Raw genomic sequence first — 13,034 nt, forward strand, 5'->3', positions numbered from 1 at the left:
GTTGATAGGCCGGATCTGGAAGCCAGGTAACTGGTGGAGGTGACCGGTACTAATAGGCCGAGGGCTTGTCCTCAGTTGCTCGCGTCCACTGTGTTGGTTCTGAAACCACGAACAGCCCCGCCATGATTGGCGGTGTGGCGTTCACAGTTTCATAGTGTTTCGGTGGTCATAGCGTGAGGGAAACGCCCGGTTACATTCCGAACCCGGAAGCTAAGCCTCACAGCGCCGATGGTACTGCAGGGGGGACCCTGTGGGAGAGTAGGACGCCGCCGAACAATTCTTGGGAAAGGCCCACGCCATCAGGCGTGGGCCTTTCTGCGTTTCAGGGGTTTCAGGCGTTTCAGGGCGGTTTTAGAAAGTCACTTCGGCTGCCTTGATGATTCCGCCCCGGCGGCCGGGTGCGTGCTGGCCGCTCCAGTAGAGGTTGGTGTGGGCGATGACCTGCTCCGGGGCCGGCGCTCCGTACTGGGTGAGGTCCTCCGTCGTGTGGGCGTCGGCGACCAGCGTCGCGTCGTAGCCCCGGATGAGGGCGCTGTGCAGCGTCGAGCGGATGCAGAAGTCTGTCTGGGCGCCGGTGACGAGGAGGTGCCCCACTCCGCGTTCCGCCAGGGCGGACTCCAGGTCGGTGTCCTCGAAGGAGTCCCGATAGCTCTTGGCGACGAGGGGCTCGGAATCGAGGCGCTTCAGCTCCGGGACGAACTCCCAGCTCTCGGTGCCCGGCACCAGTTCCTCGTCCTGGTGCTGCACCCAGATCACCGGCACCTCCGCCGCGCGGGCCTTGTCGATGAGACGGGCGATGTTGGCGATGACGTCCTCGCGGTTCGGCGAGCCGGGCACCACCACACCGTTCTGGACATCGATGACGAGGACGGCGGTGTGCGGCCGTTCGGACAGTATTGTCATGGCGTCCACAATATGGGCTGCCTCTGACAGCGGGTCCTACTACGGTGGCCCTCATGACCACCTCGACCAGCGGAGACTACGTCATCCGCGCCATACGACCGGACGACTGGCCCCGAGTGAAGCAGTTGCGGCTGGACGCGCTGCGGGACCCGGTCGCTCACCTCGCCTTCCTGGAGACGTATGAGGAGGCCGCGGCCCGGGCCGACGCCTTCTGGCAGGACCGGGCGGTCGGCTCCGGGGAGGGGGCCACGGCGGCCCGGCAGTTCATCGCCGAGACGCCCGACGGGACCTGGGCCGGCTCGGTGACCGTACTCATCGAGGAAGCCGGGACGAAGGACTGGGCCGGGTATGCCGTCGAGTGCCGGCAGGGTCATGTGGTCGGGGTGTTCGTCCGGGCCGAGCACCGTGGGAACGGGCTGATCAAGGCCCTGTTCGACGCCGGTGTGGGGTGGGCGCGGGAGCGGGGCGCGGAGCGGGTGCGGCTGCTGGTGCACGAGGACAACGACCGGGCCCAGGGGGCGTATCGCAAGGCGGGGTTCGTGCCGAGCGGGGTGATCGTGCCGTTCGTGAAGGATGGGGCGCAGAACGAGTTGGAGTTCGTTCTCGAATGGCAGCCCTAGGTCTGTCCTAGACCGGTAGTTCCTGGTGCGGCCAGCGGGAGCGGGCCTGTTCCCGGCTGCGGAGCAGGGCGAGGGTCGGCAGGCCCTGGCCGGTTCCGGTGGCGAGCAGGTCGGGGAGCTGGGGCAGCGGGGCCACGGCCGCGATGTCGTCCAGGATCAGGGTCAGTGGTGGGTCGAGCCGACCGGAGGATGACCGTTCGGCCATGCGCCGGCCGCGCTCGACCACGCTTGAGACGAGGGCCGTCAGCAGCGGCATCGCGCCGGGGTTGCTTCGGGGGTCCTCGATGGATTCACCGACCACATAAAGCGTGCCCCCTTCGTGGACGAAGGAATCCAGTGACAGGGCATCTGTTCGGTTCGGGGTGCAGGCCTCGCGGATGTTGACCGTGGACAGGGCCGAGAGGGCTCGGCCGGTCAATTCCTGGGCGATGTCCCGGCGTTCGGGGTGTGCGGTGAGCGCGGCCTCGAGTTCGCCGGCGGCGCCGGGAGCGGCCTTGGGATGGGTGCGCAGGGTGCGTACGGCGTCCTGGATCTGGGTGCCCTGGGACCAGCGGTGGACGTGGCGGATGGTGCGGTTCTCCAGAGCGGCGGCGTGGAGGTAGCTCCGCAGCAGGGTTGTGGCGGTGTCGGCCACGGCTTGGTCGATCTTCGCGGTGGGCTGTACCGGTGCGAGGAGGGCGGTGGCTCGCTGCAGTGCCGTTTGTTTGTCGTCGCAGCCGGTGGTGGGGGACCAGTGGAGGCGGGCCGGGGTGTCGCAGCGGTGGGCGGGGTCGTAGAGGAGGGTGGGGCCGAGTTTGGTTCTGGCGTCCTTCGTCTCCGACCAGAGGGCGGGGTTCGAGGTGACGATCAGGGTGGGACCTTCTGCGTCGCGGATCGCCCGGGTCGCGGCCGTCTGACGGCTTTCCCTGGCTGCGATGACGATTCCTTCCCGCTCGCCCACCCGTGCGCCGTCGGCCGGGAGGTCGGCCACGGGGCCCGGCGGCGCCGGATCCGGTGGAGCCGCCGTCGGCTGCGGGGCGGCCGGGACGGCCTGCGTCGGCACCGGCTCCGTACGCGGCACCGTCACCTCGTACCGCTGCTCGGTACGCGGTACCGGCACCTCATACTGCCGCTCCGGCGCCGCCGGCACCGCCTTCTCGGCCCGTGCCCGTGCCCTCCCCGCCCGCCACCGTGCCACCACGCCCATCGCGAACACGGTGAGGACGAACAGGACCATCAGCTGGCCGATGAACAGGCCCCAGAACAGGCCCCAGCCGGACAGCTGGGAGGCGGGGGTGTCCGGCCAGGCGCCGGTGATGTCGTGGGGTGCGCCGATGAGGTGGCGCATGGCCACGGGGGTGTGGGTGAAGGTGACGCCGTGGGGCCAGGCGCCCTTGGTGAACAGGGCCGCGAGGCCCGTCGCCGTCCACACCAGCAGGGTCATGCCGAGGAGGAACGCGAGTATGCCGATCAGGAGGCCGTCGGGGATGCCGCCCTGACCCTCCCGGTGGTCTCCACGGCGGTCGTCCCGGCGATGGTCCGGTCTCACCCGTCACTCCCCTTACGCCACCGTCGACTCGGAGTCGCCCAGATGCTGTTCCACGAAGGCCGCCGCCCGCTGTTCGGCCTCCAGCTCGGCGGCGTGCAGGGCGTCGTCGGCCGTGAGGTCGCTGGAGGACTCGGTCATCGCGCGGTCGGTGAAGACCAGTGGGCGTTCCGTCTCCGTGATCAGGTGTTTGACCACCTGGACATTGCCGTTGACGTCCCATACGGCGATGCCGGGTGTCAGTGTCGGGATGATTTCCACCGCCCAGCGCGGCAAACCCAGTACTTGGCCGGTGGCCCGGGCCTCGTCCGCCTTCTGGGCGTAGATCGTCCTGGTCGAGGCCATCTTCAGGATCGCCGCGGCCTCCTTGGCCGCCGCTCCGTCGACGACGTCGGACAGGTGGTGGACCACCGCGACGAAGGAAAGACCCAGGCGGCGGCCGAACTTCAGCAGGCGCTGGAACAGCTGGGCCACGAAGGGGCTGTTGATGATGTGCCAGGCCTCTTCGACCAGGAAGATGCGCTTCTTGCGGTCGGGGCGGATCCAGGTGTGCTCCAGCCACACGCCGACGATCGCCATGAGGATGGGCATGGCGATGGAGTTGCGGTCGATGTGGGACAGGTCGAAGACGATCAGGGGGGCGTCCAGGTCGATGCCCACGGTCGTCGGGCCGTCGAACATGCCGCGCAGGTCACCGTCGACCAGGCGGTCCAGTACCAGGGCGACGTCCAGGCCCCAGGCCCGTACGTCGTCTATGGCGACGTTCATCGCCTCGGCGGACTCCGGCTCCGGGTGCCGTAGCTGTTCGACGATGTCGGTGAGGACCGGCTGGCGGTCGAGGACCGACTCGTTGACGTAGGAGTGGGCGACCTTCAGGGCGAAGCCCGAGCGTTCGTCCAGGCCGTGCCCCATCGCGACCTCGATGATGGTCCGGAGCAGCGCGAGCTGCCCGGTGGTCGTGATCGCCGGGTCCAGGGGGTTGAGCCGGATCCCGTGGTCCAGGGCGGCCGTGGGGTCCAGCCGGATGGGAGTTATCCCCAGCTGCTGGGCGATGAGGTTCCATTCGCCGACCCCGTCCTCGCCCTGGGCGTCCAGGACGACGACCTGGCGGTCCTTGAAGCGCAGCTGGCGCAGGACGTACGTCTTCTCCAGGGCGGACTTGCCGTTGCCGGACTCGCCGAGGACCAGCCAGTGCGGGGCCGGGAGCTGCTGGCCGTAGAGCTGGAAGGGGTCGTAGATGTAGCCCTTGCCGGAGTACACCTCGCGGCCGATGATGACGCCGGAGTCGCCGAGGCCGGGCGCGGCCGTGGGCAGATAGACCGCCTGGGCCTGGCCCGTGGAGGTGCGCACCGGCGGCCGGGTCGTCTCGACCTTCCCGAAGAGGAAGGAGGTGAAGGCGTCGGTGAGGACGGACAGCGGATCCCGCATCGGTGAATCAGCCCCTACCTTCGGATGCCGGTGGCGAAGGGAAGTGTGTTCACGAAGGCGCGGTGGTGCTCTCGGTCGCACCACTCCAGCTTGAGGTACGACTTGCCGGCGGAGGCTCTTATCGTGCGCTTGTCGCGGTTGAGGGCTTCCGGGGTGCGGGAGGAGACGGTGATGTAGCCGACGAGGTTGACGCCGGCGGCGCCGCTGGCGAGGTCCTCGCCGCGCTGGTCGAGGCGGTTGTGGGCGGCGATGTCGCGGGGGTCGACGGTGCGGTTCATCTTGGCGGCACGGGAGGCCTCGGCCTCGTCGTTGGTCTTCTCGGTCAGCATGCGTTCGATGGCTACCTCGGTGGGCTCGAGATCCATCGTCACCGCGACCGTTCGGATGACGTCCGGGGTGTGGACGAGGAGGGGCGCGAGGAAGTTGACACCCACCGGGGTCATCGGCCACTCCTTGACCCAGGCGGTGGCATGGCACCAGGGCGCACGGGTGGCCGACTCCCGGGTCTTGGCCTGGAGGTAGGTGGGCTCCATGGCGTCGAGTTCGGCCGGCCAGGCGTTGCGCTGGGTCATCGCCTGGATGTGGTCGATGGGGTGGTCGGGGTCGTACATGGAGTGGATGAGGGAGGCCAGCCGTCCCTGACCGAGCGGCTGGCGTACCCGGATGTCGGCCTCCTGGAGCCGCGAGCAGATGTCGGTCAGCTCGCGGGCCATGACCACGGCCAGTCCCGCGTCCCGGTCCACCTTGCTGCCGCGGGCGCGGACGGCGCGGGCCATGGCGTTCGCCTCGGCGGCCAGTTCGCGGGTGTAGGGCATGCAGGCGACGAGGTAGGCGCGGTGCTGCTCGCTGCTGGTGGACACCATGGACTGCAGTTGGTCGTACGACTGCTGGAGCCAGTCGGGGGAGCGGTCGTCGCCGCGCAGGGCGACGTCCTTGGCGTGCGCGTCGGGGTCGGCGGGGAGGGTGCGGGCGAGCATCTGCAGCCGCGTCACGAAGCCGTCCCCGTTGGCGACGTGCTTGAGCAGTGTGCCGAACCGGTCGACCAGGGCCTCCTGGTCCTCGGAGTCGCGCAGGCCGACGCCCGGGCCCTCGATCTCGATGGCGGCGGTGACGGTCTTGCGGTCGGCGTGCAGCAGTACGGCGATCTCGTCGGGCCCGAAGGGTGCGGCGAGCCAGGTGATGCGGCCGATCCCGGGCGGCGGCCCGATCTCGACCTCCCGTCCGTCGAGCCGGGTGCCGGCCTCCATGACGCTGGAGCGGTAGCGGGCGTGGCCGCCCTTGATGCTCCGTTTGTAGCTGCGGTTGATCTCGAACCACTTGTAGAAGGTGCGGCGCTTGTACGGCACGTAGACCGCGGCGAGTGCGAGCAGCGGGAAGCCCATCAGCAGCACGATCCGCAGGGACAGGACCGGGACGAGGAGGCCGCACATCATGCCGAGGAACGCGCCCGCGATGATCAGCGCGATCTCGCCGGACTCGCGGTTCCGGCCGATGATCGCGTTCGGCCGGGCGCGGCCGATGAGATATGTACGGCGGGGCGTGACCGGATGGGACAGGTGGGACTGGGTCGTCAACGCCCTTCACCTCCCGTGCGGTTGATGTTGCGGGTGTTGCCGGCGTGCGGGGTGTTGGCGGGGCTGGGCGCGCGGGGCGCGGGCGTGGCGGAGGGGACGGCTCCGCCGCCCCCGGTGGGGGTACGGCTGCTGTGGGCGGCGACGCCGCCGGTGGCGGGGTTGGCGGGGCGGGGGGTGCTGCTGCCCTGCCCTGCCGCTGCTCCGTTGCTGTCGGCGCGGGAGCTGTGGGTCTTGATGCCCTGGGCGACGAGGGTGGCGGGGGAGCTGATGACGGCGGCGGCCTTGCTCTCGGCGCCCTGCATGATGCGGTTGTTGCGGCCGTTCGCGATGTCGTCGCCGAAGCCGGGGACGAAGCGGTAGATCATCGCGCTGGCGAAGATGGCGAGCAGGATGATGGCGAGGCCGGAGACGACGGCGGAGAAGGAGTCGGGGCCCTTGCCGGAGGAGAGGGCGCCGGCGAGCCCGAGCACGATCACGATCACCGGCTTGACGAGAATGACGGCGATCATGATCCCCGCCCAGCGGCGGACGTGGCCCCACAGGTTCTTGTCGACGAGCCCGGCGTAGACGACGGTGCCGAGGAGGGCGCCGACGTAGAGGAGCGCGGCGCGGATGACCAGCTCCAGCCAGAGGACGCCGGCGGCGAGGATGCTGACCAGGGAGACGACGATCAGCATGATCGGGCCGCCGCCGATGTCGGTGCCCTTGCCGAGGGCGCCGGAGAAGGTGCCGAAGAACGTGTCGGCCTGGTCGCCGGTGGCCTTGGCGAGCACGTCCGTGACGCCGTCCGTCGCCGATACGACGGTGTAGAGGATCAGCGGGGTGAAGGCGGAGGCGAGCACGGTGAGCCACAGGAAGCCGACGGCTTCGGAGATGGCGGTGGTCAGCGGCACGCCCCGCACGGCTCGCTTGGCCACGGCCAGCAGCCACAGCAGGAGGGTCAGGATCGTCGACGCGGCGAAGACGACGGCGTACTGCTGCAGGAACTTCTGGTTGGTGAAGTCGACGTTGGCCGTCTCCTTCACGGCCTTGCTGAGCTTGTCGATGGTCCAGGAAGCGGCCTCGGCACAGCCTTTGGCCAGGGAGGACAAGGGGTCGAGCGAGTCGCCGAGGGGGGCGTTGGTGGAGCCGGACGAGCCCTTGGAGCCGTTGTCCTTCTCGCAGAACTCCTTGGCGGCGTCACGGATCAGGGCACAGGGATCGCTGCTCTTCGTGGGGGACGGAGTGGGGGACGGGGAAGGGGCGGCGAAGGCTCGGGTCGCGAGCAGCACGGTGACCGTCTGGGCCGTGCCGAGGACCGTCGCGATCTTGAGGCCGCGCTGGTTAGCGGGCATACGTGAACCCTCCGTATTCCTCGACGGCCTTCGTCATGTCGTCAGCGGTGGACGCCCTTTGGTCACGGCCCACAGGAACGGGACCGTCCTTCTGCTGGTCGCTCGAGATCTTCCAGTCGTTGCCGGCCCACTTGAGAACGTACGTCGCGGTGTACCAGCTCTCCGTCACGGGGTTCTTGGAGGCATCACCCGAGAGGCCGAAGAGCGAGGTGTACCAGACCTCGACCGTGGTCTGGTCCGGTTGTGCCGAGACGACCTTGGTACCTGCGGGAATGACTCGGGAGACGAACGTCTGGCCCTTCGGCGGTGTGCCGTCGTTCGTCAGTCCGATGTTGGAGAGGAACTCCTGGCTGGAGTACGCACTGTCCATCGCCGACTGCCGGGCACCCGCGACATCCGGGGCGTAGACCGTCTCGACGATCTCGTGCCGCCGCGCGGTGTTGAACATGTCGGCCGAGCCCAGCGCCACCGCGTAGTTCGCCGCCGCGCTCTGTGCTCCCTGCTCCGTATGGGCGAAGCCCGAGGGGATGGTGCCGGTCTTCGTCGTGACCGGTTGGGTGCCTGAGGGGGCTGTCGCTGAGGTTTGGGGCTGGGAGCCCTTTGCCGTCGAGCTGTTGCCGGAGGTGTGGTCTCCTCTGTTGGCGAATGCGATTGCGGCGATGAGGAGGACGACTACGCCGACGACCGTGACCAGGCTGCGGGAGGAGGAGCGGCGCGGGGTGCGGCGGGGGGCGCCGCCGTAGGGGTCGCCCTCGGGGAGGCGGGTTCGGGTGTGGCCCGTGTCGCCGCCGTAGTCGGTGTAGGGCTGTTCGTCTCCGGGGTTCATGGCGTGCGCGCTCCCTCACCCTCGTAGGCACCCTCGTAGGCATACGACGGTAGCCGTGCTGGTTCCCGCGCGGGCGCGGTGTGGTGACTCGACATCAGGGGGACGCAACCTCAGCCGGAGGGAGAAGAGGGGAGGGCGGGGTCAGACCGCCATGCCGTACACGATCGTGAACAGGGTGCCGAGGGAGCCGATGATGAAGACCCCGGTCAGGCCGGCGATGATGAGGCCCTTGCCCTGCTCCGCGCTGAAGGTGTCGCGCAGGGCGGTCGCGCCGATGCGCTGTTTGGCCGCGCCCCAGACCGCGATGCCGAGGCACAGGAGGATGGCCACGGCCATGACCACCTCGATCATCACCTTGGCCTCGTTGCCCAGGCTGCCGAAGGGGCCCCAGTCCGGAGCGATCCCGCCGATGATGGTGTTGATGTCTCCCTTGTCGGCCGCAAAGAGCATGTAAGTCACCGCCCCTGGTGGGTAGTTCCATTGGCCCCCTGCGGTGTGCAGAGGTCAGGCCTCATTGTCGCCGACAACGTCGCCAACGTATGTCGACTTGACGTCATTGACTGGCGGGTTTCGTACGAATAGCTCGCACGGTCACTCTGTGTATCACGGCAGGTCACGCCGGGCAACGAGGTCCGACCGGAACCTGTCGTGTGGTTCCGTCGTTGTCCTTCCTTACGACCTGGCGCGGCTTCTGACGGCCGGTCGGGTGAAGCGTCGGGATGATGTTCTCATGGGCGGGGCCCGTGCATCGCGGAGGTGACGTCAGGTCAGCCGGTGAAGGCCGTCACGCCCTGTGGGGTGCCCCGGCCGGTGTCCGTCTGCCGGCTCGGCTTCGCATCGACAGGGCCGTGCCGCCGACCGCCGTCACGTACTTCGAGGCCGCGGGGTACTCGGCGCCGTAGTCCTCGTCACCGGCGGAGACCGTGATGGCCACGCCCGGGTGGTTGAAGTACGAGGAGTCGTACGACGTGTCCGACGACGACTCCGAGCCGCCGTAGCTGTTGGAGACGTACGGTCCGGAGCCGTTCGAGGCGGCGGCGGAGGTGAGGCCGTAGGCCGACTGGAGGTCGGAGGGGCCGTAGCCGGAGGGGGTGGAGGCGGTCGCTGGGATCCTGGCGTCCGCCTTGCCGAAGCATTCCGTTCACTTGGCTCGACTCACAGTCGTCTCAAGGGAGTTGGACAGGGAAAACGGGCCGCGGCCGGCTGCCGTGGCCCGTCTTCCGCTCCGTGCCGCCGAGGGGACCCCACGTCCCCCTCATCCGGCGGCTCCCCGTGACCCGACGGGGTGGTCATGCGGTGCGCGTGGGGCGCGTGGGGCTCAGCTCGCGCCGAAGGCGCTCGTGCCCTGCGGGGTGCCCCAGCCGGTCGGGCCGTCGTAGCCGGACTTGGCGGTGCAGAAGTACGACGTCGAGCAGGTGCCGTTGCTGCCGCTGGTCACGTCGTTGAGGGCGGAGGTGCCGGCCACGTTGTACGGGTACTGCGCCGGGTAGTCGCCGCTGCCCGGGGTGCCGGCGAGGGCGTAGACCGAGGCGATGATCGGGGCGGAGGCGCTGGTGCCGCCGTAGGTGTTCCAGCCGGTGCCGTCGGAGCCGTAGGTGTCGTAGACGGAGACGCCGGTGGCGGGGTCGGCCACGGCGGACACGTCCGCGATCATGCGCTTGGAGCAGCCGCTGTCGGTCTGCCAGCCGGGCTTGGCGTCGTAGGCGGAGCAGCCGGAGCCGGTGCCCTCGGTGCTGGAGGTGTTCCAGACGGACTCGCTCCAGCCGCGGCTGTCGGAGGACGTCTTGAGCGCGGTGCCGCCGACGGCGGTCACGTACCGCGAGGCGGCCGGGTACTCGGCGCCGTAGCCCTCGTCGCCGGCGCTCGCGGTGATGGCGACGCCCGGGTGCTTGTAGTACGAGGTGTCGTACGTCGTGTCGGAGGAGGACTCGGAGCCGCCGTAGGAGTTGGAGACGAACTTGGCGCCCAGCTTGACGGCCTCGTTCACCGCGGTGCCCAGGTTGGCGTCGGACGCGGACTTGGCCTCGACCAGGAGGATGTTGCAGTTCGGGCAGGTCGCGCTGACCATGTCGAGGTCGAGGGAGATCTCACCGGCCCAGCCGCTGTCGGCGGAGGGGAGCGAGGTGGTGGAGCCGGTCTGGGAGACCTTGGTGAAGCAGCCGTTGTCGGTGGTGCAGTCCGGCAGGCCGTAGTGCGAGCGGTAGGCCGCGAGGTCGGACTCGGCGTTCGGGTCGTCGTAGGCGTCGACGATGGCGACGGTCTCGCCCGAGCCGCTCGCGGACGCGGCGTCGGTCAGGCCGTACGCCGACTGGATGTCGCTCGGGCCGTAGCCGGTCGGGGAGTCGGAGGAGGCCTTCGGGGAGATGGTCTTCGGGGCGATGCCCTTCAGGGCCGCCTGCTTCTCCATGAAGGCGGTGGTGCCGCCGGTGACACGCAGGGCGTCGCAGGCGGCGTAGCCCTTCTTCGGGGTGGCGCCGCACGCCTTCTCGTAGCGCACGTGGGCCTTGGCGACCTGGGCGGCGACGGCCTTGGCGCTCACCTTGTGGCTCGTGGCGGCGCTGTCCGCGCTGGCCTGGGCGGCGGTGCCGAGTCCGGCGACGACGAGCGCGGCGGCGCCGATGGCGGCCGAGCCGATCCGGGCCCATCTGCCGCGTATGTGGGGGGAGTCGGGGGTGGTCGTACGCAAGGTACAGCCTCCTGGAAGTGGGGTGGACAGAGGCCTGCGGGTGTGGGGGACCACCAGTGGGGTGACCGGTGGGGGCGGCGGCCCGGGTCCGACCCTCGCTTGTTGAGTACGCGACAACAAGGGGCTTTCGGAATTCTGACTTCCGCGTTACTCAAGGCGGTTGGGGGCTTACCGATCAATTGCGGTGTGCTGGCGCTGTGCTGGGGGTGGCTTGACCCGGCGCACAGGTTCCGTGCGGGGCGGGGTCAGCGGGGCTTCAGGCCGTGCAGCAGGAGATGGACGTGTTCGTCCAGGCCGTTCATGGCCTCCTCGGCGTCCAGTGCGCAGCTGGCGATGAGGGCGGCGAGGCCGTGCAGGCTCGCGGCCGCGACCATGGTGATCCGCTCGGGGTCGCCGGCGACGATCTCGCCCCGCTCCTGGGCGTCGGCGATCATCCGCGTGAAGGAGCCGAGGGACTCGTCGACGGCCGCAGCGAGCCGGTCGGAGCTGTCGGGGTCGTGCTTGCGCGCGAACATCAGCTCCAGCAGCTCGGGGTTCTCGACGGAGAAGCCGAGGTAGGCGCGCGCGAGCGCCGCCATCCGCCCCTCGAAGCCGAGGCCGGGCTGGGGGGCGGCGGTGCCCAGGGCACGGTTCAGGCGCTCGTATCCGTCCAGCGCGAGGGCGTCGAGCAGGGCCTGCTTGTCCTTGAAGTGCCGGCCGGGGGCCGCGTGGCTCACGCCGGTGTCCCGGGCCAGCTCGCGCAGCGAGAGGGCGCCGACCCCCTTCTCGCGCAGGGTGCGCTCGGCGCTCTTGAGCAGGGCGGCGCGCAGGTCTCCGTGATGGTAGGGGCGATTCGCGGGAACGGAGGACATGCGCGGCATGCGCACCATCGTATCGGGATGTTGTCGTTGACAGCTTTGTTGGCGATGTCTACATTCGGGGTATGGCTGATACGACCGAAGCGCGCACCGCGCGCTCATGGAACGCGACCCACCTCCCCGACCTGACCGGCCGTACGGCCGTGATCACCGGCGCCAACAGCGGCCTCGGCCTGGTGACCGCCGAGGCCCTGGCCAGGGCCGGGGCGCACGTGGTGTTCGCCGTACGGGACCTCGCGCGGGGCGGCGCCGCCGCGGCGAAGGTGAGCGGCAGCACCGAGGTGCGCCGCCTGGACCTGGCCGACCTGGACTCGGTACGGGAGTTCGCGGACGGCTGGGACCGCCCGCTGGACCTGCTGATCAACAACGCGGGCGTGATGATGCTGCCGGAGCAGCGCACCAAGCAGGGCTTCGAGATGCAGTTCGGCACGAACCACCTGGGCCACTTCGCGCTGACGAACCTGCTCCTGCCCTACGTGACGGACCGGGTGGTGACGGTGTCCTCGGGCGCCCACCGCTTCGGCGACGGAGTGATCCACTTCGAGGACGTCAACCTGCGCGGCCGCTACACCCCGACCCGCGCCTACGCCCAGTCCAAGCTGGCGAACCTCCTGTTCACCCTGGAACTCCAGCGCCGCCTCGCCGAGTCCGGCTCCGCCGTCCGCGCCCTCGCCGCCCACCCCGGCTACGCGGCCACCAACCTCCAGAGCCACCATGCGAACCCCCTGCTCAGGGGCGCCATGGCGGTCACCAACAAGCTGCTCGCCCAGAGCGACAAGGCCGGCGCCCTGCCCACCCTCTACGCCGCGAGCCAGGACCTCCCCGGCGCGTCGTACGTCGGCCCCGCCGGCCTCGGCGAGATGCGCGGCGCCCCGACCCTGGTCGGCCGCAGCGCTGCGGCCAGCGACCCGCAGGCGGCCCGCCGGCTGTGGACGCTGTCGGAGGAGCTGACGGGCGTGCGGTGGGGACTGAAGCCGGTCGGCTGACCGAGCTGTGCCTGTCCTTCCGGGCTGACGCCGGGGGAGCTGTCCTCGCTCATCGGCGTCCACCTGACCGCAGCGGCCTCGTGGACGATCACCTGGTGTGTGTGGGGGGCCGGAAGAGGACGGCTTACCTCTTCACACGGAGCGACGGGGAGGCCGCCGTACCGGAGGACGCGGAAAGCTGCTGTGGGCGGACTGTCAGACCCGTGACGTAATGTAATCATTGCTGATCGGAGTGTGAAGGGAGGTGCCATGGTGACAGTGGGTGTGCGTGACGTAGAGGCGGGACCAGAGGCCG

11 protein-coding genes, 1 rRNA gene and 1 pseudogene are annotated in these 13,034 nt (G+C 69.7%); 3 read left to right on the forward strand and 10 right to left on the reverse strand.

Features of this window, described 5'->3' with window-relative positions:
* The first annotated feature begins 158 nt into the window (after positions 1 to 158).
* Positions 159 to 275, forward strand: a 5S ribosomal RNA gene (gene rrf / locus ACWC0C_RS00005).
* A gap of 76 nt (positions 276 to 351) precedes the next feature.
* Here rrf and ACWC0C_RS00010 read toward each other — a convergent pair.
* Positions 352 to 903: a cysteine hydrolase family protein gene (locus ACWC0C_RS00010; protein ID WP_450860400.1), complete on the reverse strand. Its 552-nt coding sequence runs from the start codon at positions 901 to 903 to the stop codon at positions 352 to 354.
* A gap of 53 nt (positions 904 to 956) precedes the next feature.
* Between ACWC0C_RS00010 and ACWC0C_RS00015 the strand changes: the two genes are divergently transcribed.
* A complete protein-coding gene (locus ACWC0C_RS00015) occupies positions 957 to 1,523 on the forward strand; it encodes a GNAT family N-acetyltransferase (RefSeq protein WP_449197507.1) in 567 nt (188 codons plus the stop codon).
* 7 nt (positions 1,524 to 1,530) lie between these two features.
* On the opposite strand, the gene ACWC0C_RS00020 is transcribed toward ACWC0C_RS00015, so the two are convergent.
* The 9 genes and pseudogenes from ACWC0C_RS00020 to ACWC0C_RS00060 all read right to left on the reverse strand — a co-directional run bounded on the left by ACWC0C_RS00020 (position 1,531) and on the right by ACWC0C_RS00060 (position 11,747).
* Positions 1,531 to 3,051, reverse strand: coding sequence for a type IV secretory system conjugative DNA transfer family protein (locus tag ACWC0C_RS00020; RefSeq protein ID WP_450860402.1), 1,521 nt, complete (start codon positions 3,049 to 3,051; stop codon positions 1,531 to 1,533).
* Between the two features lie 12 nt (positions 3,052 to 3,063).
* Positions 3,064 to 4,476: an ATP-binding protein gene (locus ACWC0C_RS00025; protein ID WP_450860404.1), complete on the reverse strand. Its 1,413-nt coding sequence runs from the start codon at positions 4,474 to 4,476 to the stop codon at positions 3,064 to 3,066.
* Between the two features lie 14 nt (positions 4,477 to 4,490).
* Positions 4,491 to 6,050, reverse strand: coding sequence for an SCO6880 family protein (locus tag ACWC0C_RS00030; RefSeq protein ID WP_449197510.1), 1,560 nt, complete (start codon positions 6,048 to 6,050; stop codon positions 4,491 to 4,493).
* Complete coding sequence (locus ACWC0C_RS00035) at positions 6,047 to 7,384, reverse strand: hypothetical protein (protein WP_449197511.1); 1,338 nt, start codon at positions 7,382 to 7,384, stop codon at positions 6,047 to 6,049. Before ACWC0C_RS00035 ends, ACWC0C_RS00030 begins: the two co-directional genes overlap by 4 nt.
* Positions 7,374 to 8,210 (reverse strand): hypothetical protein, encoded by an 837-nt coding sequence (locus ACWC0C_RS00040; RefSeq protein ID WP_450860406.1) that lies wholly within the window; start codon positions 8,208 to 8,210, stop codon positions 7,374 to 7,376. Before ACWC0C_RS00040 ends, ACWC0C_RS00035 begins: the two co-directional genes overlap by 11 nt.
* A 141-nt stretch (positions 8,211 to 8,351) precedes the next feature.
* Positions 8,352 to 8,660, reverse strand: a complete 309-nt coding sequence (locus ACWC0C_RS00045) for a hypothetical protein (RefSeq protein ID WP_014673544.1) — start codon at positions 8,658 to 8,660, stop codon at positions 8,352 to 8,354.
* A gap of 379 nt (positions 8,661 to 9,039) precedes the next feature.
* A pseudogene (locus ACWC0C_RS00050) lies at positions 9,040 to 9,315 on the reverse strand (hypothetical protein); the annotation flags it as partial.
* Between the two features lie 213 nt (positions 9,316 to 9,528).
* Entirely contained in the window at positions 9,529 to 10,896 is a 1,368-nt protein-coding gene (locus tag ACWC0C_RS00055; protein ID WP_450860408.1) for a S53 family peptidase, read from the reverse strand.
* A gap of 245 nt (positions 10,897 to 11,141) precedes the next feature.
* Positions 11,142 to 11,747, reverse strand: coding sequence for a TetR/AcrR family transcriptional regulator (locus ACWC0C_RS00060; protein WP_450861111.1), 606 nt, complete (start codon positions 11,745 to 11,747; stop codon positions 11,142 to 11,144).
* A gap of 71 nt (positions 11,748 to 11,818) precedes the next feature.
* Between ACWC0C_RS00060 and ACWC0C_RS00065 the strand changes: the two genes are divergently transcribed.
* Positions 11,819 to 12,739: an oxidoreductase gene (locus ACWC0C_RS00065; RefSeq protein WP_450860410.1), complete on the forward strand. Its 921-nt coding sequence runs from the start codon at positions 11,819 to 11,821 to the stop codon at positions 12,737 to 12,739.
* The last annotated feature ends 295 nt before the right edge of the window (positions 12,740 to 13,034 follow it).

Source organism: Streptomyces sp. NPDC001709, assembly GCF_053596375.1.